Genomic DNA, 24115 nt, shown 5'->3' with positions numbered 1-24115 from the left:
CCTTATTTCTTCTTTTTAAACATGGCGAGCATGCGATTGGTCACCAGAAAGCCACCAAAAACATTGATCGATGCCAGTAATACGGCGAAAAAGCCCATGATTTGGGCCGTTGTACTGGCCTCTTCCAAACCCGTGACCAGTAGCGCGCCAACGATGATAATGCCAGAGATGGCATTCGTCAGTGCAACCAGTGGCGTATGCAGTGAAGGGGTTACCCCCCAGATAACGTAATAGCCAATAAAGCATGCAAGCACAAATACGTAGAGTGCTACCAATGTATCAGGCATCTCACTGCCCTCCTGTAAAATCTTTGATGAACCCGAGCAAAGCCGTTATGCCTCTGGTCGAACCAGAGCAGACTGGGTAATCTCGTCGGTCTCGAAATCATTCAACACCAGTTTGCCTTCCTGTGAAGTGACCATGATGTCCAACAGATTGGCGATATTCTTGGCAAAGAAGGCACTGGCATCCGACGGCATTCTGGAGGGGTAATTAGTATGCCCGACCAGGATAACACCATGCTTGTTGACCACCTGATGTTTCTCTGTGAGTGGACAGTTGCCACCTGTCTCTGCAGCCAAATCAACAATTACCGATCCTTCACGCATGCGCTTGACCACATCTTCCGTCACCAATACAGGCGCAGGGCGACACGGAATCAGCGCAGTGGTAATCAAAATATGGGCTTTACACAGCTCATCGGCCAGCAACTGCTGCTGTCTTGCCTTGGCCTCATCAGAGAGCTCTTTGGCGTAGCCCCCTTCTCCGGCGCCACTTTCGCCGATATCCAGATCAATAGGCTTGGCACCCAAAGACAGAATTTGTTCACGCGTCTCGGGCCGCACATCGTAGGCATATACCTCGGCACCCAGACGTTTAGCCGTGGCGATGGCCTGCAGTCCAGCGACACCGACACCCAGCACAACCACACGCGCTGGCTTGGCAGAACCTGCAGAGGTCATCATCAAGGGGAAGAAACGACCAAACTGATTGGCAGCTTCAATGACGGCACGATAACCCGCAATATTGCTTTGCGAAGAGAGTGCATCCATGGATTGCGCACGTGAAATGCGGGGAACACGCTCAAGCGCCATGGCGCGAATATTTTTATCAAACAAGGCCTTGAGCGTGCCATCATCTTCACAGATCTCGATGAAGCCGATCAGCACCGCGCCATCAATCATCATGCTGATCTCTTCCAGCGATGGCTTTCTCACCTTAAGCACGATATCTGCAGCAAAGGCTTCCGCTGTATCGACCAGAGTCGCACCGGCAGCCTGATACTCATCATCGGTAAAATGAGCCGCTTCGCCAGCACCCCTTGCGACCAACACAGAAAAACCTTTGATGACCAGTTTTTTTACGATATCAGGCGTGGAAGCGACGCGCTTTTCCCCTGTCACCGTCTCTTTTGGAACCCCAATTTTCATATTTTTGTCTTTCGCAGCACTCTTAAAAAAGAGGATAATTTATTAATAAAAACAGTTCATTATGTTTTTTATGCAAGCGCAGCACAAGTGGGATATCTTATGGAATGCCAAAGAATTTTTTATCTGGATATCCCCCATTGAATCTACTTATAAACGCCGACTAGAAAGACCGCGCATACGTTTGAGTGTAGTGGGTTTTTGAGCCTATTTCAGGACTTTATCAATAGAGCCAACGGCCCATCGATAATGCAGAGCGTTATGGGAACACAGCAGCACCGACACTATCTGGACCGCACCGCCTTAACGATACGCGACGAGACCTCTTCGATCGAGTGGGTCGTGGTATCGAGTACCCAGATATTGTGCTTCTTAAACATCTGCAGGGCCTGGCGTACCTCAGAGGCACAACGTTTGAGTGATGCATAGTCACTGCCAGGCCGTCGCTCTTCACGGATACGACTGAGGCGAGGTGGGTCAATGGTGAGCGCCACCAACTTCTCTTTATTTTTAAGCAGGTGATCGGGGATCTTGTTCAGCTCAAAATCATCGGGCGTCAGCGGATAGTTTGCCGCTTTTATACCGAAATGCATGGCGAGATAGAGACAGGTAGGTGTCTTACCCGAGCGCGAAACACCAATAAGGATGACATCAGCCTGATCATATTTATCCAGACGTGCGCCATCATCATTAACCATGGCAAAGTTAATGATATCCATTCTGTCCTCATAGCTGTCTCCGTTTGCCATACCATGACTAAGACCCGTCTTGCCGGAGGGGTTGACGCCCAACTCCCTGCTCAAGGGGGCAATAAAGGTATCGAACAGTTCAATGTAGAGGCAGTTTGAGCGTTTCAGGATGACACGGATTTCATACTCAACCATGGTGGCAAAGACAATCGGACGGGCACCATCGGCTTTAGCCACCATATTAAACTGATTGGTCAGCTTCTTTGCCTTTTCAACCGTGTTAATAAATGGCATATAGACCGTCTTGAATTCGATGGTCTGCTCGAACTGTGAAATCAGACTATGCCCTAGCGTCTCTGCGGTAATACCTGTGCTTTCAGATACGTAATAAACTGTCCGCTTCTGTGTCATCTGAATTCCTATTGGATCACTGATTAGTCTGCTATTGGCTGTATGCCGTCAATCATTGCAATAGTGGTATCCAACATGCGATTGGCAAATCCCCACTCATTGTCAAACCAGGTCACGACCTTGGCGAAATGATGATTACAAACTTGCGTCTGATTGCTATCGACAATCGAGGAGCGACTATCGTGGTTAAAATCACAGGAAACCAGCAACTCTTCAATATAACCGAACAATCGACCGCCCTGCTTCTGACTCAATCCTTTTAAGGCCTGATTAAGTGCCTCACGGTTTGTCGGTTTTTCCAGCTCAACCGAAAGGTCCATCATAGAGACATTAATAGTCGGCACACGAATGGCCTGTGCATGGACACGGTTTTTCAGTTCGGGGAGTATTCTGACGACACCCTTAGCAAGACCGGTCTCAACAGGAATGATGGATTGCAGTGCGGAACGTGTCTTACGAAGATCACTGTCATAGGCATCAATCACCGGCTGATCATGCATCGCAGAGTGAATCGTGGTTATTAGGGCGCACTCAATACCGAAGGTCTCCTGCAACACATTCAACACGGGAATGATGGCATTCGTAGTACAGGAGGCATTCGAGACAATCGTATGCTCCGGTTTCAACAGATGATTATTCACACCAAATACAATCGTGGCATCGACATCCTGCTCGGCTGGTTGTGAAAAAAGCACCTTGCTTGCACCCGCCTGAAGATGTCGTTCCGCATCCTGGCGTGTCTTGAAGACGCCACTGCATTCAAGCACCAGATCAACACCCAACTGTCGCCAGGGAAGCAACTCGGGTTTCGGCTCACTTAACAGGTCAATCTTATCCCCATTGATGAGCAGATGACTCTCATCACGCGCTACGGTTCCTGGAAACCGGCCATGAGTGGTATCGTATTTAGTCAGATGAGTAACCGCATCAAGATCGGCCAGTTCATTGATAGCGACAATATCAATAAAACTACGGTAGTAATCGGATTCATACAAAGCGCGTAATATACAACGCCCGATGCGTCCATAGCCGTTAATGGCAACTTTTAGCTTCATGAAACCGGATGCTCGATGCTCGTTGAACTGACTGATTAATGAGGAGAGTGAGAACACCTAAATTAAAGGTGAATTTTCCCACATTTCACGGGCATTTCCCACCCGTCACTGCGTATCAGGCATATTATGAATAACGATTTCAAGGATCACTTCTCGAGCAACGCATCGAACTACTCACGTTTCAGGCCGAGTTATCCTGCAGAACTCTATCGATATCTCGCCACGCTCACGCCAAATCATGACCAGGCCTGGGATTGCGCCACCGGCAATGGACAAGCCGCCGTGCAACTTGCCGAGCACTTCAAGCGAGTCATTGCGACAGATGCCAGCCGCCATCAAATAGCCGCCGCGACAAAGCACAACAACATTAAATACAGTGTTTCACCTGCCGAGAAGACGGATATCGACAGCCACTCTATTGATCTGGTGACTGTCGCCCAAGCACTGCACTGGTTTGATTTGGAGCGCTTTTATCAAGAAGTGAAGCGGGTACTGAATCCCAAGGGCGTTATTGCAGTATGGACCTATAATCTTTTCAGAATCAATGACGATGTCGATGCACTGATTGATTCGCTATACCACAACACACTGGAAGATTACTGGCCACCAGAGCGTCGTCTGGTCGAAAATGGCTATGCTGATCTACCCTTCCCGTTCAACCCTGCAACCCCTATCCCCAACTTCGCTATGTCTGCAAGCTGGACCCTGCCGCACATGCAAGGCTATCTGCGTACCTGGTCGGCTGTTTCACGTTACATTGAGATAACAGCGGTAGACCCGGTTTCACAGATTGCCACTCAACTTGAACAGGCCTGGGGAGATCCCAAACAGGAACGCGCTGTTGTCTGGCCATTGAGTATGCGGATTGGTTTCAATCACTGATACACATTAACCCAACAACAACGCGTTCACCGCTGTTTGTCACATCATCTGCCGCTAGCGCTTATCCACCTAATAGTGAAGCGCGCTCCCGTCCTTGGGAAGGGCGTCGCCGCCTATTGGTTGACGCCGGAGTTGATTTTGATGCTGTAGTGGCTTTGGGTTGCGGCTTATGCTCTTTTGCAACCCGCGTATTACCATTGGCTTTTTCTGCAGAACCCTCAGCACGCACACGATTTCCACGGCCTTCGCGGTTTTGTCGTGGCTTCTGACTGTCATTTCTCGGCCGCTGCTGAGACTGCTGTTGCCGACCGCCACGCCCACGGCTGCGATCACCACCTCTCTGGATGGGTTCCGCCTTAATGCTCGGATCAGGCTCGTATCCAGGCAGAATTTCCTTGGTAATTTCTCTCTTCAGCACACGCTCAATATCGCGCAGCAGTCCGTTTTCGTCCACACAGACCAGTGAAATCGCCTCACCTTCATTACCGGCACGACCGGTACGGCCGATGCGATGCACATAATCTTCAGCAACATTGGGCAATTCAAAATTGACCACATGAGGAAGCTGGTCAATATCCAATCCGCGCGCAGCGATATCGGTTGCCACCAACACACGCACTTCACCCTGTTTAAACCCGGCCAAGGCACGGGTTCTTGCACCCTGACTCTTGTTGCCATGAATGGCCGATGCGGTAAGGCCATCTTTCTCAAGTTGCTGCGCCAACCGGTTTGCACCGTGTTTGGTACGGGTAAACACCAGCACCTGCTTCCAGTTATTCGAACCGATCAAATGAGAGAGCAGTTCCCGTTTGCGCTCGCGATCCACCGCATAGACACGTTGCTGAACCGTTTCTGCCGCCGTATTGCGTCGAGCCACCTCAATCAATACCGGGTTATTCAGCAACTTATCGGCCAGGGTTTTGATCTCTGATGAATAGGTCGCTGAGAACAGCAGGTTCTGCCGCTCTTTCGGCAACAGGGCCAACACCTTACGAATATCATGAATGAAACCCATATCGAGCATACGATCGGCTTCATCCAGTACCAGAATTTCGACTTTCGAAAGATCCAGGGTCTTTTGTTGTACATGGTCCAACAGGCGTCCCGGTGTCGCCACCAGGATATCCACACCATGCCGCAGCTTTTCTATTTGCGGGTTGATCTTGACCCCACCGAATATCACAGTGGATTTCAATGGAAGATGCTTACCATAGGTTTCTACACTCTCACCAACCTGTGCCGCCAGTTCACGCGTAGGGGTCAAGACGAGCGCACGTACCGCACGATGGCCTTTACCCTGAGCATGTTGGTTAAGAAGTTGCAGCAACGGCAAGGTGAAACCCGCCGTCTTGCCCGTACCCGTCTGGGCACCGGCTAAAATATCTTTTCCTTGTAAAACAACAGGAATGGCTTGTGCCTGTACAGGCGTAGGCTCCGTGTAGCCCTCTTCTGCGACAGCACGGAGTAATTCGGCCGAAAGGCCGAGGGAATCAAACGACATACTTATTATTGCTCCTGGATGCCTACCCGCTTGGGGCCCAGCCTAGGCAAAACTTAAAGATTGATGCTAAATCGAGGTGTTCCTGAAGGTGTTACCGCGATGGAGTCAGCGCAGACCGGAGTGCGCGAAGGGTGGCATTGTAGACCTTTCCCTGATAAACACAAGAAATCATTAAAAAATAACCTTTTAGTTATTCGACGTATACTCCTGACAAGATCACTGAATAATGATTGAATGTGATGCAGCGTAATCTGTTTAAGCAAGCGCGTGAGGTAGCAGCATAATGACTCTGTTGCAGGCCGTAGGGGGTCTGGGTATTTTTCTTCTTGGCATGTTGATCATGACCGAAGGGCTACGTGCCCTAACCGGTAATGCCATACAACGTTTACTGATCCGATTTACCCAAACACCCACCTCAGGCGCATTCACTGGCGCTATTGCCACCGCCATTCTGCAATCCTCCAGCGCTACGACTGTTGCTGCCGTCGGTTTTGTCGGAGCCGGGCTACTTACCTTCCCAGCCGCCCTGGGCATCATCTTTGGTGCCAATATAGGCACAACCATCACCGGTTGGCTGGTAGCACTGATTGGATTCAAATTGCAATTGGGCACCTTGGTGATGCCGCTGATTTTAGCCGGCGTGTTGATGCGTCTGTTTGCAAGGGTCCGACTGGGACAGATTGGCTTTGCACTGGCCGGATTTGGGCTCATTTTTGTAGGCATAGAGGCCATGCAACACGGCATGGCGGGACTTGAATCACATTTCATGGCAGACACCTTCCCTGCCAACACATTCACTGGCCGCCTGATACTGGTACTGCTCGGTATCGTTGTCACACTCATCACCCAATCATCCAGTGCCGGTGTAGCCGCCGCGCTTACCGCCCTGTTCACAGGCACTATTGAATTCGAACAGGCCGCTGCACTTATCATTGGCATGGACGTCGGCACAACCGTTACAGCAATAATCGCGACCATTGGTGGTTCTGTTGGCTCTCGTAGGACCGGCCTTTCACATATGGTCTATAACCTGATGACTGCGCTTTTGGCCCTTATCCTGCTCACGCCCTACATCGCCGCATGGAACCAACTGTTTCCCAACCAACTAATTACGAATGCAGAGATGGCGCTGGTTGGCTTTCACACCCTGTTCAATTTTGTTGGATTACTGGTCATTCTTCCCTTTACCAAACAGTTTGCAGCGTTAATCATTCGACTGGTTCCTGACAAGCCAACCGGGTATACCGATCGACTGGACAAACAGCTGATCAATGATCCCATTGTGGCCATGAGCGTTGTCGATTCAACCATTCAGACGATGTTAATTGCCCTGCTCAATCACATCCGTGCCCAGCTCAGTGCCGCATGCCATGGCAAGCTCGTTGATATGGCCACACTGCAGCAGGCGCTGGATGAAACCCACACCTATGCCGATTTAATACACATCGCTCCAGACAAGGAGATAGAGCTAAAACATGCAAGCGATATATTGCACATACTGGATCATATGCAGCGCCTGCATGAACGTTGTGATGAAGATCGCGATAGAGTGAATAGAGCCCTGCAAGAAAAACAACTCCACGATTTCTGTCTGCAGCTTGAAAGCAGTATCGAAAATATCATTGATGCTTTAAAAGAAAACAACTACTCAGCGGCTCAATCAATCAGTCTGAATCTCCTTGCAACAACCCATTCAAAAATGGACGCTATCAGAAGCCGTATCATGGCTGAGACAGCTACCGGATCACGGGATGTACCAGACGCCAACCGTGCATTAGAAGCCGTTCGCTGGTTACGCCGTGTCGTGATACATATCAATCGAATCATGCACCATTTAGCTGGACTAGCTTAGCAATGTGTCGGCATGGGAGAACAGGGAAAGACTGGATTACTGATTAACTTGAAGCATCACTGATGGCGATAACGACACAACCCAATCGCTGTTCAGTTTCTACTCTATGATGTGCTTCAGCAGCCTGCTCAAGTGAATAGACGTTATCAACAATTGATTTGATGCTCCCTTCCTCAATCATCTTTTTAAGTGTGAGAAGCTCCTCTTCCTTCTCTTCAGCAAATGCAAAGAATACACGCTTATCGCTAACCAGTGAGGTCAGCACAGACCTCAGCATATTGAATAAACGTGGATTTGCCATCAAGTAGCGTCCCTTTGGATTAAGCGACTTCAGACATCCGTCGTAAGAACTACCAGCAACCATATCAAGGATCACATCATATCTTTCACCCGTTTTGGTGAAATCGTCTTTTGCATAATCAAAAAAGTGATCCACCCCGATACGGCGCAGCATCGTCTCTTTAATGCCGCTATCGACGGCCGTCACCTCTGCACCCATCGCTTTAGCAATCTGCACACCAAACGTACCGATACTTCCACCCGCTCCATTCACCAAGACCTTCTCACCCTTTTGGATCTTGGCCTTTCGTAGAAAATGAAGGGCATTCAGCCCGCCTAGCGGTACTGCTGCGGCCTCTTCATAATTCATGTTGATAGGCTTGGGGACGATCGTATAATTATCGGGCAGCGATAAATATTCAGCGTAGGCGCCGAAGCGAAGTTTAGTAGCGCCAAAAACTTGGTCACCCTGTTTGAACTTTACAACATCGTTGCCAACAGCTTCGACTTCTCCTGCAAAATAGCCGCCTAACACCTCTCTTTTGGGTCGTCTTATACCCATCACAATGCGCAAGGGTAGCCAAAACCACTTCACCGCAAATTTGAAGCTTCGTAATTCACAGTCAGCCTTAGTCGCTTCAGCAGCATAAACGCGTATTAAAATCTCGTTATCCAGAGGTGTGGGCTTGTCAATCTCTTTGCGTCGAAGAACATCAGGCGAGCCATATTGGCTGTATACCATCGCTTTCATAAATATCCTTATTGTAATTTGCACAGCCTATCTTTCTGTTGTTCAGCAAAGATAATATATTCGCCTATTCACAGCCAGGGTGATTAATGCGTCGCCTTATCACCCCAAATCTCTTTTAAACGTTGATCCCGCCCACAATTCCAACGGTAGAACTTATACCGAACCGAATTGGTCTTGTAATAATCCTGATGGTAGCTTTCATTACCTTTTATCGGGTAAAAAGTTTTTGCGTCTAAGATGGGTGTAACCACCTTTTGATCAGGGAACTGTGCTTGCACAGCTTGTTTAGATTGCTCAGCTATTGCTCTCTCTTTATCGTTTGCCACAAAGATGGCACTTAAATAGCTGTGCCCTTTATCGCAAAACTGTCCACGTGCATCGAACGGGTCGATATTGACCCAGTAATAAGCAAGTAGTGCCTGGTAACTCACTTTCGCGGGATCATAGGTAATCTCTACAGCCTCATAGTGACCGGTATGATCACCATTATAGGTAGGATTTTCCGCTGTTCCTCCGGTAAACCCAGAAACCACATCAATGACACCGGGATGTTTCTCAAAATCAGACTCCATGCACCAAAAACAGCCACCCGCTAATACAGTCTTCTCGGCCATAACATTCGATGCACCAAACAGTAAACTGGTTAATAGAAAGACCACCCATTTCTGTTTCACAATACTTCTCCCTTTAAACAATGATGTTATCACGCAAGGCCTGGATACCTTTCCCTCACTAAGCGCATCATTTATTGAGCATGAGGTAGGCGCCTGACACTGCCGTTCAATAACTCTCTCCCTTATTGACCTTGCTGACAACCGAAATAGTTCAACTGTTATCAATTTGTTATAAATGGCCCTGTTTTTGATAGGCCATTGCCATAATTAGGGCTTAAATTTAAGACCCGATCCCCAGAACACCCCTATTTTGATTCGCAAGAATCATATTTTTAAACTATCTTAATAAACAGAGACTGAAACACTTACCCATTGGGCACAACAGGTAACACATGACGGCGCTATTTTCAGGAGGAATTAACAGTCTGCAGATAGTTGAGTATCCATAAAGACTCACAAAGCGCAGATTAAATATACGGCAGCTACTTCTGCCAAGATTGCTGGGGAGTTAACGAAGCGCATCATCCTATTGATGATTGATGCGACTTATAGTTGATAACCGTAACCGTGAAGGACAACACCTTTCCTGATCGGAAAAAGAGGCAGTCATGAAAACATTACTACTGCTAGCATCACTCGTCACACCGCCCCTGTCATTTGTCTCGATAGATTGCACCCAATACGGCAGACCAGGAACACCCTACCTGATCATGTCCCACCTGGGCACTGGCGTGACCTTACCTGTCCGTAAATTACCACAGTATCCCCAAGCGGTGATGCTACTCGAAGAGATTGAGGCCGTTGACCATGAGCGATGGATCGATCCCAAGTGCAAGTGGATCAAATCATAGCGGTGTTTTAAATGACTAAATCCGGCTCATGACGACACTAAAGACAGAATGGGTATAGGTACTCACGTGGGCACAAAAGTGTGCCCACGCTACAGGCGGCAAAATGTGAACACCCATACATTGACTCGGCAGCCAACTTACTCTTTCCAGAAGGGCTTACTACCCTCATTGTCTGCTTCTGCACGATTGACACCAATATCACTTAGCATACGGTCATCCAACTTGAGTAACGCATTGCGTTGGCGTTTTCGCTCATAGGCGGCATAAAGCCACTGAAAGGCCTTACTTACAAACTGCTTTAGCTCAAACGAGTGAGCGTGGGAATCCGGTATATTAAGGCAGGTTGTTTGCATCTTCATGATCACTCCTTATCCTGATTTGTGTGATCAAGCTACGCCTCACCCTATATTTGATCCAATCGCATAATCAGATAGCGCCCTTCAGGAATTGTGATGACACTTTTAGGCTATTATCTGTTTTAATAAATCATCACTACGGTCCTTGGCGAGAAAGCAATGGAACTCTATCACCTCAAAACCTTTGTAAAGGTTGCAGACGAAGGCAATCTATCAAGAGCAGCCGAACTCCTGTTTACTAGCCAACCTGCCATCAGCGCCCACATTAAGGCCCTTGAAGAAGAGTTAGGGATCAATCTGTTCCAGCGTACGCCGAAAGGGATGCGACTCACCCCATCCGGTGAGCTTTTGTATCAGAAGGCTGCGGGAATCCTCAACTCAGCCGATGAGTTAAAATCTGAGGCTCAGTCGCTCCGACAAGAATTGGTAGGTGATCTCAAGATCGGCGTACATACCGATTTCGAATTTGTTCGCATCGCTCCTTTGCTACAAAACTTTGCGCGTAAACATCCCAAAGTAAGAGTACATTTCCTGGCCGGTATGTCTGCCACCAACATACCGGATGTACGCAAGGGAAATATTGATGGCGGCTTTTTCTTTGGTCCAGCAAAAAGCGCCGATTTAACCACCATTGAGTTAGCAACAATTCCAATCAGAGTAGTCGCACCCGCCACATGGCAAGACCGAGTAGAGCATGCATCCCCTGAAGCGTTGTGTGCCCTGCCCTGGATCTATACTTCACAAAACTGTCCATTCTATGACCTGCACAGCCAAATATTTAGCGACTATCAGTGCACACCCAACCAAGTCGCCTTTGTGGATAGTGAAGATGCAATCAGGGAGTTGGTCAAAGCCGAGTCTGGTTTAGCACTGCTACGTGAAGAAGATGCCAAACAGATGGAACAACAAGGGCTGGGTTACTGTTGGGCGGGTGAGGTTCCTTCAATAGCGCTCAGTTTTGCCGTACAGAAGCGGCGCAGAAGTGAACCACTGATTAATGCCATTATTGAGGAGATCTGTTCTCTGTGGGGTGTTGAGAATGAATCAACAAACGAAATGATGATAGATTCGGCTTGAATCCAGTTAGATTTTAGATAAATGAAACGACTTGGAAATGGGGATTTTCAACACAGACCTCTAGCTTGGCGATATCATCCAAAATCACTAAACTTTCGACATCCGCAATTTCCACCTTAATACACTCTTCACGTGCATCATTACATTGGGTATCAAGCGCTGTGCATTCGATAACAGCGCCAGACTTCATTTCAAGTTTAATGGGATAACCATACATGCACACTATTTCAATGAAGTCATATTGAGTGCAGCTGATCATAGAATTAACCTTTCGATGTGGAATAGCTCACCATCAATCTAACGATCATTCTTTGCAACGTCCTATTATCCCTGTGGCTCATGGTGTCTATAGTGAGTTCCCGGGTGCCCTTGATGGAAGTAGTTAAGTACATTGAACATGATCATCACATGTATAAAAAAACATGGCTCAGTGAATTTTGAATCCGTTATACACGAGTAAAAGAGAAAGCGCCCAAACGGCAACAGACGGAAGCAACAGGATCAGACCCACCACACGCCGCCACAGTACTCGCTGAACAATCAACCAGGCAGAACAACAAACGCCCAGAGCGGGAACAAAAAACAATACCAGATATAGGCCTATTTCTCGCACCAGAAATAGATGATTAGAAACACCCATCGCCCAAACCAGGCTGGTAACAATAAATACAGCGGTCAATGTATAGCGAGTACTTTTTTCCATAACTACCCACGTACATCCTGATTCTAATTGGCCGCCCGGCGTACGACAGGCGCTTTCAGATGGGAACACATATAGGGACGCCCGGGGTTGATGTCAATCGTTATCTTGGAACGGAGGTCCAGTCGGTCGCGAACAGGATCACAGATCCTATTGTGCTGGTGATTCGAATTTTGTAGACGTATAAATGTGTGATATCACACACCTCTCCACCCTGCATGCCACCCTAAAACACTTAATATTTGCAAGCTTATTATTATCGACTCATACTGTACCTCTGCCATAAGGCAGAATTCCTATAAGAAACAGAGAACTGGAGGAGCAATAAATGGCGTTGAAAAAAACGTTACGGGTTGCATTTACGGGAGGATTGATGATTGGCGCATTGACTGTCCACGCCGACCCCAGCCCACAAATGCTTTCACAAACCTGTGCCGCCTGCCACGGCACCATGGGTTCCAGCATTGCCGTTATTCCCACTATCGCAGGAGCAGATCCCGAGTACTTCGTTGAGAGCATGCAGGCCTTCAAGAACGGTGAGCGTAAAGCTACCGTGATGGACCGCGTAGCTAAGGGTTACAGTGACGAGCAGATCACCGCCATGGCGAACTACTTTGCGGCGCAGAAACCGGTACCCATGAACCAGTCATTCTCCGCCGACAAGGCGAAGCTGGGTGCCAAGCTGCATAACGACTACTGCGAGAAGTGCCACGAAGACGGTGGCACCAATACCGAGGCCAGCGCCCTGCTCGCAGGCCAGTCCATGCGCTATCTGAAGTACAGCATGGAGGATTTCAAGGCAGGCCACCGAGAGGTGCCTAAGAAGATGAAGACACAGGTCAAGAAGATGCTCGATAAACACGGCCCGAGCTCTATCGAGTCTGTACTCAACTTCTACGGCAGCCAGCAATAAGGGGGAGGCATGAACAAAATCAACAGAAGAGAATTTATCAAGTTATCGGCCGCTGCCGCAGCACTGGGCACGCTGGCCGGATGTACCGGTTCGACTACCCGCAGCAAAGGCGCCCGAATCGTTGTAATTGGCGGTGGCCCGGGTGGCGCGACGGCAGCCAAGCAGATTCGGATGATGGATCCATCCATTCAGGTAACCCTGGTCGAGGCCAACAAACACTACCACACCTGCTTCATGAGCAATGAAGTGCTAGCTGGCGATCGGACCCTGGATTCCATCCAGTTCGGCTTTAACGGCCTGCGTGGTCACGGCGTAAACGTGGTACATGACATGGTGACCGGCATCGATCCCAAGACGCGCATGGTGATGACCAAGGGTGGTCAGAGCCTGCCCTATGATCGCTGTATCGTATCTCCTGGTGTTGACTTCAAGTGGGAGGCGATTGAGGGCTACGACGCCAATGTGGCAGAAAAAATACCCCACGCCTGGAAGGCGGGTCCACAGACCGCGATCCTGCGTCGCCAGCTGGAAGCGATGCCCAACGGCGGCACCGTTATCATCGCCCCGCCGGGCAATCCGTTCCGCTGCCCACCCGGACCCTACGAACGGGCGAGTCAGATTGCCCACTACCTGAAACAGCACAAGCCCCGTTCCAAGATCCTGATCCTGGATGCCAAGGACAAGTTCTCAAAGCAGGGCCTGTTCATCCAGGGTTGGAAGCGGCTCTACGGCTACGGCACCGATAACTCCATGATCGAGTGGGTGTCGGCTGCCGGAGGCGGCAAGATCGAGAGCGTCAATGCAGGTGCCATGTCGGTACAAGGCGCAGTGGAGAGCTTCAAGGGCGATGTGATCAACGTCATCCCACCACAGAAAGCAGGAAAGCTTGCCTTTGTCGCCGGCCTCACCAAGGGCGACTGGTGCCCGGTCAACAAGAAGACCTTCGAGTCGCTGATCCATGCCAATATCCACGTGTTGGGTGATGCCTCGATTGCCGCCGGCATGCCCAAATCGGGCTACAGCGCCAACGTACAGGCCAAGGTCTGCGCCATGGCGGTGGTGGATATGCTCAACGACCGCGAGCCGGGAGATCCGTCTTACATGAACACCTGCTACAGCGTGGTGGGTAAGGACTACGGCATCTCGGTGAGTGTGGTCTACTCGCTGGACGAGACGAAGAACGCGATTGTCGCGGTGAAGGGGGCTGGTGGTCTAACACCGAGCGATGCCACCCCGGAGATGCTAGCCCGGGAGGCACACTACGCCCACGGCTGGTTCGCCAACATCACCAACGATATCTTCGGATAAGAAGAGAAACCGGTCGGGATGCCAATCCCGTCCACCCATTGCCATGATACGTTTACGGGGCCTTCGGGCCCCGTTTTTTATATGTTGGTTTTTGGGCGCGGTGTATCGGCAATAGGTTCGCGGGCATGGAAGTGCTGTTTGAATTCGAGTGTCTATCTGTCACTATTCTGCTTCTTTGCTTGTCCCATATCATACCCATTCAATAGACAGGTAGGTTCGGAATGCTTGTGTGCCTAAGCGGATGTAATCAAATCAAACAAATAAGCAAAAAAGATGCCCCGATGCCAACGCGGAAGGCTCCCTAAATAAGAATTCCTCATACAAGAGTATTATCTCGAATCAATTGTAGAATAGATTGTACCGTTTAACCGAAAGGAAATTTTCTCGTGTTGCGGCCAAGTTTTACAGCACACCAAACAGCCAGGCCCCGCTCCCTCCAATTACAAGCCACATACCAGTAGCTAAAAATACTGATCTCATGGAAGAACCAAGCTTGCTGGCAAAAGCAATGGGGACAACGGCAATGGCGAATCCGAGTAGGCCCAACACCTCGTTATCATCAAAATAAGTGAAATTCACAAATCCAATGCCAATCACAATGGCCCAAGGCATGAGACCTAAAAAGAGGGCAATGGTTGTAGATTTTGCTTGATCGGGAGCGTCAATTATCGGGTACTGATGACTGACTGATAGCAGTTTTAAGCCACGCCTAACCACATAAAAGGCGCCGTAAGCGAAGAGTCCCACAATGGCCGGCAGCAGTAGAGAGAGTATCCCGGATCCGATACCTGTTTCAAAGCTATAGCTAACGAAATCAAATAGCCCATTTATCACCATATAGACGATACCCAGCCCAATCAGAAGCCCGCTGGCAAACGATATAATGATGGTTTCATTGCTGGCGATCCAAACACTCTCTTTGCAAGAGTCGCAGGCAAACAAAATACCTTTTTCACGTGCCGGATGGGGGAAGTTCTCCACCTCTTCGACTTTTGCTTGCATTTTTCCACCGCAGTTTTTGCAGCACCGTATCAGAGAGCGTTTAAACGGCTGAAGGGGTTGTTCGATGTAATCCCAATCTGATTTTTTCAGTTTATCCTTCTCGGTCATAGTTCTCACTGTCTTGGATGCTGTTTTCTGCAGACCCTTATCGGCATATATCAGGAAAACCTAAGGGAGAACGAATCAATTCATTTTCAATATGACTTATGTCACCCCTCCCCCGTAGATTATTAAATTTCAGTGCGCAATACATCTTTAGGTCACCTGCTTTTCTTTTACTACAAAAGGAAATTAAAGTTTTTTCTACACCTGCCGTATTAACATTAGGTGTTGATAACTACCTAGGTAAACAAGGCATTAATAGGAAGCACTGCTTATCAATTATAACTTTAGATGCTGGAAAGCTTTGTTCTCGAATAGCTATCTAGTGGTCGTCGCCGTATTTTTTTATGTTGTACCAACGGCCCATGCCGAATCGATCTTTTCAGTTGATACCCAGTATCAAAAGCGGTTCATATTAACCGATGATACAGGGGCAACCAACTTGGCAAACGCCCGCTTAAAGATCACTATCTATGTGTATGATGGTGTACTGGTCGATACTAATGCTGTTCAACTAAAAGTTATCTATATAGATAGACCGTTGGTTGGACTACCTTATTCAACTGTTTTTTCAGGGGCTGAGTTAAAAGCTGCCCTAGCAAGATATCATGGCGTCAATGGGAAGTTTAATCCAAAAGATCACGAGGCTGGATACTATTTTGTCTGGGAGATTGATCTGAATGGTGACAGCCAGTTTTGCCCTGGCGATCTCATGATGGATTCTGATAGAAGTGATGATTTCTATCCAGTTATTGGCGACATTTTCAATCACACGCTTACAGTTGGGTTTACATCAGTAAAGGGACAAACGTGTAACCCATTTTAAATCATCTGGTATCTCTTGGCGGGGTCCGTATAGCATACCCATTCCTAGGTGCCAAATCCGTACACAAAACTACCAGATCTCAGGGTGCATACGCTAATTAGGCAACACAGTAGTGATTCTGTAAGTTTGAATATTGATGTGACATGAGCTGATTCAGTGGAATTGGTTACGCAAAAAAACATTTACAAAAATAAACGGGGCAGTTAATGAAGCAACTTCAGTTTTCACATGGTTCGATTTGGGTCTTTCTATCGTTACTAACAGCTCCCCTGATGGGCCATGCAGATCAGGATATGGGGTGGCAAGGCTATAACAGCGGCCCGAGCACACCCAATATTCAATCATGTGATGACCAGCCCGGCGTCAAGCTAGGGAACAGATGGAATTGGCACTATCCCCGTGAAACACCAAAAATAAAAAATGGCACCAAGGAATTGAAATGCACAAGTGGTAAGAAAGGTATTCTTTATACCCGTGACGACATTGAAGGGAAATACTTTGTAACCAATGCCAAATACCTGAAGGTCACCCCGGTGATGGATGAGGCTTGTACAGCTATAAAGCGTTATTGCAATCCGAAAATCATTGAGTTACCACCCGTTACGCATAAGGATTACAAAGGCACATTATCGTACCAATTTCCACACGGCGTCTACACCCGGGCAGACTTGGAGATGCTTGCCTCAGGGCAGGTGCAGAATAAAACATTGCTAGCTGTATTCGAGCATAGCGGCTGGATCAAAGATGGCGTCGTTGTATCCATGAACGTATTACCGAGCAAGAAGGCTAAAATCAAGTCGCTTGCAGGATTGTTGAATGACGATCGAGAAATAATGAGTGTCATGAACATTGATCACGGTGGCTCTAGTCAGACAGTAATCGCAACGTGGGATATCGCTACAGAGCAGTTGGTACGTATGGTTGCTTTGGCCTCTACCATATTCACCAGCGGAGTGGTTACACCAGATCTTCGTAGGATATTTGCTATAGATACTTCCGAGAGGAGTAAAGCAAAGTTTACGATGATTGATACTCAAACAGGTAAGCTAATTAAAGTGATACACGAGGGATCTACTGAACCTTTCCCAGTAATCAGTCCTGATGGTCAATACATTGCAGCAATGACAGTAGATGGACCGCATAAAGACAGGCTGTCAAATGATTACTGGCGGGTATGGCGTGTTTCTGATAGCCAGGAGATGGCACATTTTTCCAGTATGACCGCCTGTTTTGACCATCGCCACTTAGTTGGGGATGTAGAGTTTACCTTTTCCCCTGATTCATCGAAATTCTATATAGGCTGGCAATGCGGGAAGTCTACCACTGAAGATGGAAATTTTTCCAATGGTAAGAGTTATGGCTGGTTAGGCAGTACCGAAACATGGCAGGCGGGAAGAGTTGAAGAATTCGATGATGTGATCGGGGATGGAGAGTTTTCAGCTGACGGGACACAGTTGGTTACTTATAGCAAGAATTATAATCTGCGCAGTAGAGTACAGAGCAAATTTACTCACTGCAAAGGCGATCAAAGAGAGCTTGGTAAGGCAATTCCTGATACACCTATGCACCTCTACATAACTGATGACACATACGAGTTTCGTACGGCACTGAATAATCAGTGCCGAATAGTCGCAAGCGGCCCTATTGGCTTCAATTCAGGCGTTAACGAAAGCACTTTGATGACAGGTGACCGTAAACGAATGGTTATTCTAAAAGAGAAGGATGACATCGGCTCAATTGAAGTCTTTAACATTAATTTCCCTGATGCCAACGCTCTAAGCAAACTACAAGATAGTGCACAGGCACAGGCCAAACGCGATAAAGAAGCCGCAGACGAAAAAGCCAAACTGACTAAGGTTACTGACGAAGCACAAAAACTCTATGACGCGGGATTCGTAGCGCAAGCATTGGATATGCTCGACGAATATGCTGAAAGACCGAATACCCCACCAAGTGCCGTTATCACCAACACTGCTTTAACCTGGGCTAAGAAGCTGCCGCTGGAGCGTGTCGGAAAAACGTTACTCAATATGTACAAAAAACAGATGTCGCAACCTGTTAAGACAGGTGATGGTTTTTCTGGTGATGATGACATCAGTTTGCCAGAAGGTTTTTCGGTTAAACTTGTATTCCCTGAAACCAGCGCTGAGAGAGCAGGCCTTCGAAAAGGCGATGTTGTGTTAGCGGCGAATGGGGTCAAGGTTAATAGTGATGCAGAGTTTAAAGAGATACTGCGCAATCATAAACCAGATGATGTCATAGTGCTGACAGTATTGCACAATGCGACTCGTCAGAAACTATCAATAACACTAGACGAAGCGTTACCCAATTCGGGTGCTGTCTGGGCGGTTTTCCATTTACTGGAGTACGGCATGGTAGCGGCGGCGGCCGGGCATCCTGATCTAACCCTGGATGCAGCGAACGAGGCGCAAAGGGTTTCAGATAAGTATAAATCATCCTTGCATAAAGAGAAGATCAAGTCCTTTATCACTGCATTGAAGGCGCTGAGTATTGCAGGTAAAGGAGACACAAAAAAAGCTTACTCCTATGCAGTGAAAGAGGGGGGCTTTATTATAGGAGGTTTTGATCTACTAAGAACCTTTTATATCGGGCAAAATCCTAATTCTCAATTTTGGGCGCCGCTCTATAGCGACCGTAAAAAACTCGCCTATCTGCTGAAAACAGAAGCAAGCAAATTGCCCGAAACACCTACGTACAATTTTGGGAAACAACCCTACCCCAACTTGAAAGGCCAGATGACGAAAAAACCAAGTAAGAAAAAGAGTGAATCTAAAAAATCCAAAGTCACCATTTTGGATGACTAGCTGCAATTGGCGTTACTCAAACTCCCCTTTTTACTTGGTACTCGAATGAACTTACTAAAAGCCTGGCCGATCATTTCTCTCGGTTTGATTCTAGCCATCTTTGCTTCACCAGCAAGCTATGCAGTAGATGAACAAACCGTAAGTGATTTTAAACAAGATATTCAAGGACTCTATAAGGACTTGGATCGCCTCTTCCCTCGTTTTCAAGAAGCATTTACTTACGAAGTGCGTGTACTCAGATTACGTGCAAAGGAAAAAGCGCAATTTTGGCGCGAAACAGGCTTGCTGGAAGGAGATTTCAATTTATTTGAGGAATTTCGCCACCAATTCGCCAATGTACACAAAATAATGGACTTGGATTTTTCCAAAGTCCATGGTGCGTATACCATCCTGCAACGACAGATTCATGGAATGCAAATCGTAGCTACCGGAAGGTTATACGCTGGCGACGATGACAACACGAAACGCAAAGCAAATGCTCCTGAAATGACTCGCGATTCCAATGGTAACCGTTATGACATGAATGAGCGTATTAATATCGACAGTCAACGCAACGAGTTATCCCATAGCCTATTAGCCGTTTACCTCAGTGCGTTAGCATCAGACACACCCGAAGAAGGTGAACAAGAGATGAAAGCTTTTGCCACCGTATTACAGAATCTTGGGGATGCAAATCGCGATCTGATCCTTGATGAAGTAACTAAGTTACAGATTCAAGAAGAGAAGATGTTGTTTGAATTGATCCCTATTTTTGGTGATGCGGTTAGCTTGGCTGAAACTTACCAAGGTGAAGACATATGGGGCAAGAAAATGTCTTGGGTGGATTATGGCTTAGCCATAATGACGATTTTTTCATCAGTTGGTGATGTAGCGGATGTAGCAAAGCTTTCTAAACGCTTTCCCAAGAAAATGGCCCAACTCCAATCCAACCTGGCCACCGTCCACAATATGGCAAAAAGGATGTCCCCGGATGAACTAAGAATGCTCACTAAAAATTACCCGGCTGATGCATTGGAACGGTTGATGAACGTGGATCTCCATCAACTGTTAGCGGGTAGTGAAAAAGTATCGAAGATCGATGCAGGAAAAATCAGTGACCTACCCGTTATCAAGCTAACGGGAAAGCAGGAGTTTTCTGACATTGGAGATATAGCAAACCTGAGAGCCATGTCATTGGCGCGTACCTCTATCGCAGAGCAACAAACAGCTGTGACCGTGATCAATAACCTTGATGAGGCACGGCACAGTGAAGTACTCGCCACGGCGTCAGAAAGACTTACTCAAGCTGCACCCGCACTCGATGTCAGACGACTGGCCAATCCAGATCAAATGAACCCAGAAGATTGGGATAATTTGCGCCAATCAATGCAGCATTTAAAGCCTGAGCGCCAGGCTGACCTCGAAAGAGCCATCATGCAACCCGAACTCTTACCCGCATTTTTAGAAGCAGAAACAGGTATCCCTATCCTCGCACTACAAACTAAAGCGGATGCTATCGGGGAAGGTCAGTATGTGGCTTATCGTAAAGCCAATGCGGGTGGATTGCGGTTAATGAATAAGGCTCCGGATGATAATTTCGCGGGCGTTGTTACCAAGCATAAGGATATTAAAGGTAAAAGCGGCCCTGGTGGACTCATTCCGTTTGACCAAGAGTTCAGTAAAATGGCAGCTCAATTGGATGCTGCAGAAGCAAGCGGCGATGCAGAAGAAATTGCAAAGGTGCGCGCAACAATCAGAAAGTCAGATCGTGGTGTTAGGCAATTGGTAGGACGGGGAGGCGTGAGCTTAAGTACCCGATTGGAAGGGCGAGATGTTATCGCCGTAACGCGCACGATTGATGGCGCCCCTCGCCGTTCACTGGTTACTCGAGACCCCGTCGATGGCGCGTTTTATGACATAGAGAGTGGCAATAGGATTGTTGAAGATACCATCAGTCCCATTACCTCTAAAAATGGCAAGATAAAAAAAGTCCCTATTCTTGTGGATAGTAGAGGCCGGGCCTATTTGGCAGATGCTGACCCCCACATTATTGGCACTCGAAACTCAGCTGACCTTGTCGATGATTCGCATGTTAACGGCTTTATCACACGCTCAGAGCAAGAGCTGATTGATACTCAAAATCGGGCATTACGAGCAGCAGGGGCACCCATCCTAACTCAGCATGGTGCTCAGGTTAGAGCTTATGGACTCGACCTTCCTGTTGATGAAACTTTTTATGTCATCGAACAGGGTGGCAGAATTCGCTTCATTCAGCAGGACAATCTTCCCGATTTAGTTCACTACCATCGGATCAATGGGACAGTTGCCCCGATTGATCCCAGCTGGCGCTGGGGTGGTTATGATGCGGATGGATTTGAGGTTTCTCGCGGAGCAAAACAATGAGAAGTTTCTGGACTAGATTCGCACTCATTATCATTGTTTTAACAGGTATATCACCTTTAGCCACTCAGGCTGAAGCAACAGACTCACAACAGTTAGCCGAGCGATTAGAAGAACTAAAGGTTGAGTATAAACGGATTGAAACTGACATCACGGGCATGTCTCGCTTTATAGGCAAAGTCAAAGAAGACCGAGCCAGTATTGATACCTTGTCAAAATTTCTCTTTAGACTGTCGGTCGTCTCCAAAGAGATTGATAGTTTATCCAGAAAAGCAGATGCCCTGAGCGTAGAAGAAAAGCCCTTTGCTATCAGTAAAATATGGACGACCGATACAATCAAAAGTGAAAAAGCGCTATCCACTATTGCTGAAGGTGAAGCCGTCTATCTTTATCTCGCTTTCAATATGCCCAAAAAACTAGAAGCTATTGATATTGCTTTCACAGTGGTTGAACTAAAGAGCGGAAAAAAAGTCGCCGCCATCAGTCGGACCCGGCCACGAAAGGGAGCAGAGGAAGCACAACGCACCGGCATCAAAATTGAATCAGATGATTTGACGTTGGGTGCCAGCTATGAGTGGCTGGCAAAACTAACCTCAAGTGATGGAAAAACTGTTTCTAAAAAACTGCAGTTTAGGTATGGTCACTCCGTAATCCCCTTGGAAAAGATTAGCCTCATCGCCAGTAATATTGAAACCGGACAACCACTGGGGTCCGACATCGCAGACGATGTTTCAATTAAATTCGAAGCCACGGTGCCTCTCCTAGAATCAGGTGAAGGTGAAATTACCTGGCAGCTAATTGATACCAGTAAAAAGCCGATTGAGTCAAAGGGAAAAGTTGAATCGTTCAGCGAGGTAGGCGGTAGTAAAAAATCCACCTATAAACTTACAAGCCAGGAGCTAGCACCGGGACAGTATTCCGTTTCAGTGATACATACATTGAAAGGGAGTAGTAAAAGCAAAACAGAAAGTACTATTGCTTTTAATGTGATGGGTGGGATCAATATCCACAAGCTTGCCGTCTCTAATTCAAAAAAGGGGGATATTGCCAGTGGTACGCTGAAGGCAGGCGATTTACCCCATCTTTTCATTCACTACACGGCACTAAAACCAATCAAAACGGGCTCCTTACGAATTTACGATGCTAAAAGTGGAAAGGAGTACTATTCGAGCGATATCGCTGAACGGGTTAAGGCTGATAAAAAACCACACCGAATAGGTACGCGTCTCGGTGCAGATTTGCTGCCTTTGGATCGCGAGGTCATTTTCGAAGTTCGTTTCGTTGATATGAATGACAACGATATCGCAAACAAACGCTCAATTCGAATCAATCGCCATAAGCTCGATGTTAAGCTTGCAAAACAGCTTACATCAGGAAAAGACTATACGTTTTCAATTACACCACCCGCTGGATTTGTTTCTCCCTATACCGTGGCATACCAGCCTTCTAACCTTATCGTTCATGAAAGCGCCAATAATCCACTTAAAGGTTATGTAACGGGAATAACCGAGCAAAAGAAAGCATCTGCTGGCCTGAAAATTGAACTGACAGATGCGGCTGGGCAAGTAGCCGTCGCTTACAGAGAATTGATGGTTATCGGTAGTCGCCAGAAGCAACCGATCACACAGCCTCGTTCTATAGTGACACAGAAACACTCTGCCGGAGATCTCTTCTCTTCTCTCTGGGGGTATAAAGAGGGCGATTATCGAAACGACCCAATAATAAAACAGTTAAACAGATTGTCACGCAGCGAATCTGGTCAAGACCATGCGTTTGAACGCTGCCTTCCTGGAATAATAACAGATGGATCCATTGGTACTATTGATTCAGATCGAGCACTTATGGGGAAGCTTAAAGAGATGCGGAAGAAAATCACTAAGAGACAAACTAAATGCTCCACTGGGGAACCCTATTATCGCATGTCATTTTCTCTTAAGTGGAGAAATTTCCCTCAGAAAACTGTAAATGGGTACAAAGAATTTAACGTTAGCTATGGGGCCTCCTGTCGGCCTATTAAACCGAAAAATCAGGGGAGATATCGCTATCTGGAGTATGACGGTGGTTACTATGCCGAATTTTATAAGAAATTCACTTCTGATGATGCCGATAGTGTCATCAATATGATGGTCATGAGCTGCCTTGCACCCTCAACATTCCTTAAGAAATTCATTCCAGAGGCACCAACGAGTGCTACTAAGCCAATGGGTTGTACATCGGTACCGGACAGCCGAGAGGGATTTTATGAGCACTCTTGCCGGATGCCAATGTCAGAGTTACCACGCAAGCTGTGGTGACTATTTCCATTGATATCCGCC

The 24115-nt window shown here is 47.5% G+C and carries 21 protein-coding genes; 10 read left to right on the top strand and 11 right to left on the bottom strand.

The genetic code is table 11. From position 1 onward, the window contains the following. Positions 1-2: 2 nt before the first annotated feature. The 4 genes from FHP88_RS11700 to gap all read right to left on the bottom strand — a co-directional run bounded on the left by FHP88_RS11700 (position 3) and on the right by gap (position 3582). Positions 3-287, bottom strand: coding sequence for a proton-translocating transhydrogenase family protein (locus tag FHP88_RS11700; protein ID WP_144359254.1), 285 nt, complete (start codon positions 285-287; stop codon positions 3-5). A gap of 45 nt (positions 288-332) precedes the next feature. After that, positions 333-1430: a Re/Si-specific NAD(P)(+) transhydrogenase subunit alpha gene (locus FHP88_RS11695; RefSeq protein ID WP_144359253.1), complete on the bottom strand. Its 1098-nt coding sequence runs from the start codon at positions 1428-1430 to the stop codon at positions 333-335. Positions 1431-1711: 281 nt separating this feature from the next. Next, a complete protein-coding gene (gene ppsR / locus FHP88_RS11690) occupies positions 1712-2527 on the bottom strand; it encodes a pyruvate, water dikinase regulatory protein (RefSeq protein ID WP_144359252.1) in 816 nt (271 codons plus the stop codon). A gap of 23 nt (positions 2528-2550) precedes the next feature. Next, positions 2551-3582, bottom strand: coding sequence for a type I glyceraldehyde-3-phosphate dehydrogenase (gap, locus tag FHP88_RS11685; protein ID WP_144359251.1), 1032 nt, complete (start codon positions 3580-3582; stop codon positions 2551-2553). A gap of 126 nt (positions 3583-3708) precedes the next feature. Between gap and FHP88_RS11680 the strand changes: the two genes are divergently transcribed. Beyond that, a complete protein-coding gene (locus FHP88_RS11680) occupies positions 3709-4464 on the top strand; it encodes a class I SAM-dependent methyltransferase (RefSeq protein ID WP_144359250.1) in 756 nt (251 codons plus the stop codon). Positions 4465-4525: 61 nt separating this feature from the next. Here the strand turns inward: FHP88_RS11680 and rhlE are convergent, their stop codons facing one another. Further along, a complete protein-coding gene (rhlE, locus tag FHP88_RS11675) occupies positions 4526-5965 on the bottom strand; it encodes an ATP-dependent RNA helicase RhlE (RefSeq protein ID WP_144359249.1) in 1440 nt (479 codons plus the stop codon). Positions 5966-6248: 283 nt separating this feature from the next. On the opposite strand from rhlE, the gene FHP88_RS11670 reads away from it, so the two are divergent. Next, complete coding sequence (locus FHP88_RS11670; RefSeq protein ID WP_144359248.1) at positions 6249-7817, top strand: Na/Pi cotransporter family protein; 1569 nt, start codon at positions 6249-6251, stop codon at positions 7815-7817. A 43-nt stretch (positions 7818-7860) separates the two neighbouring features. On the opposite strand, the gene FHP88_RS11665 is transcribed toward FHP88_RS11670, so the two are convergent. Together FHP88_RS11665 and msrA are read right to left on the bottom strand one after the other, a co-directional pair. Continuing rightward, entirely contained in the window at positions 7861-8847 is a 987-nt protein-coding gene (locus FHP88_RS11665; protein ID WP_144359247.1) for an NAD(P)-dependent alcohol dehydrogenase, read from the bottom strand. Between the two features lie 83 nt (positions 8848-8930). Further along, complete coding sequence (gene msrA / locus FHP88_RS11660) at positions 8931-9521, bottom strand: peptide-methionine (S)-S-oxide reductase MsrA (protein ID WP_335341567.1); 591 nt, start codon at positions 9519-9521, stop codon at positions 8931-8933. 548 nt (positions 9522-10069) lie between these two features. Between msrA and FHP88_RS11655 the strand changes: the two genes are divergently transcribed. Further along, entirely contained in the window at positions 10070-10312 is a 243-nt protein-coding gene (locus tag FHP88_RS11655; RefSeq protein WP_144359246.1) for a hypothetical protein, read from the top strand. 137 nt (positions 10313-10449) lie between these two features. Here FHP88_RS11655 and FHP88_RS11650 read toward each other — a convergent pair whose 3' ends face one another. Continuing rightward, positions 10450-10671, bottom strand: coding sequence for a DUF1127 domain-containing protein (locus FHP88_RS11650; RefSeq protein ID WP_260843266.1), 222 nt, complete (start codon positions 10669-10671; stop codon positions 10450-10452). A 156-nt stretch (positions 10672-10827) separates the two neighbouring features. On the opposite strand from FHP88_RS11650, the gene FHP88_RS11645 reads away from it, so the two are divergent. Beyond that, complete coding sequence (locus FHP88_RS11645; RefSeq protein WP_144359245.1) at positions 10828-11745, top strand: LysR family transcriptional regulator; 918 nt, start codon at positions 10828-10830, stop codon at positions 11743-11745. Between the two features lie 13 nt (positions 11746-11758). On the opposite strand, the gene FHP88_RS11640 is transcribed toward FHP88_RS11645, so the two are convergent. Beyond that, the gene (locus tag FHP88_RS11640) at positions 11759-12004 is read right to left on the bottom strand and encodes a Rho-binding antiterminator (protein ID WP_144359244.1); all 246 of its coding nucleotides are present in this window, start codon (positions 12002-12004) and stop codon (positions 11759-11761) included. A 168-nt stretch (positions 12005-12172) separates the two neighbouring features. Beyond that, positions 12173-12448, bottom strand: a complete 276-nt coding sequence (locus tag FHP88_RS11635; RefSeq protein ID WP_144359243.1) for a hypothetical protein — start codon at positions 12446-12448, stop codon at positions 12173-12175. A gap of 331 nt (positions 12449-12779) precedes the next feature. On the opposite strand from FHP88_RS11635, the gene FHP88_RS11630 reads away from it, so the two are divergent. Continuing rightward, positions 12780-13358: a c-type cytochrome gene (locus tag FHP88_RS11630; protein WP_260843265.1), complete on the top strand. Its 579-nt coding sequence runs from the start codon at positions 12780-12782 to the stop codon at positions 13356-13358. A gap of 9 nt (positions 13359-13367) precedes the next feature. Beyond that, positions 13368-14666 (top strand): NAD(P)/FAD-dependent oxidoreductase, encoded by a 1299-nt coding sequence (locus FHP88_RS11625; RefSeq protein WP_144359242.1) that lies wholly within the window; start codon positions 13368-13370, stop codon positions 14664-14666. A 402-nt stretch (positions 14667-15068) separates the two neighbouring features. Here the strand turns inward: FHP88_RS11625 and FHP88_RS11620 are convergent, their stop codons facing one another. Continuing rightward, complete coding sequence (locus tag FHP88_RS11620; protein WP_144359241.1) at positions 15069-15776, bottom strand: hypothetical protein; 708 nt, start codon at positions 15774-15776, stop codon at positions 15069-15071. A gap of 319 nt (positions 15777-16095) precedes the next feature. Between FHP88_RS11620 and FHP88_RS11615 the strand changes: the two genes are divergently transcribed. The 4 genes from FHP88_RS11615 to FHP88_RS11600 all read left to right on the top strand — a co-directional run bounded on the left by FHP88_RS11615 (position 16096) and on the right by FHP88_RS11600 (position 24094). Beyond that, a complete protein-coding gene (locus tag FHP88_RS11615; RefSeq protein WP_144359240.1) occupies positions 16096-16596 on the top strand; it encodes a hypothetical protein in 501 nt (166 codons plus the stop codon). Between the two features lie 206 nt (positions 16597-16802). Next, on the top strand, positions 16803-19421 hold the full coding sequence (locus FHP88_RS11610) for a PDZ domain-containing protein (protein WP_144359239.1): 2619 nt from the start codon (positions 16803-16805) through the stop codon (positions 19419-19421). A 45-nt stretch (positions 19422-19466) separates the two neighbouring features. Further along, positions 19467-21803 (top strand): hypothetical protein, encoded by a 2337-nt coding sequence (locus tag FHP88_RS11605; RefSeq protein WP_144359238.1) that lies wholly within the window; start codon positions 19467-19469, stop codon positions 21801-21803. After that, positions 21800-24094 (top strand): hypothetical protein, encoded by a 2295-nt coding sequence (locus FHP88_RS11600; RefSeq protein ID WP_144359237.1) that lies wholly within the window; start codon positions 21800-21802, stop codon positions 24092-24094. Before FHP88_RS11605 ends, FHP88_RS11600 begins: the two co-directional genes overlap by 4 nt. Positions 24095-24115 lie beyond the last annotated feature (21 nt).

This window comes from Sedimenticola selenatireducens, from assembly GCF_007625115.1.
GTDB lineage: Bacteria > Pseudomonadota > Gammaproteobacteria > Chromatiales > Chromatiaceae > Sedimenticola > Sedimenticola selenatireducens_A.
The sequence above is the reverse complement of the archived record's forward strand: the minus strand, read 5'-3'. Positions and strand labels throughout refer to the sequence as shown.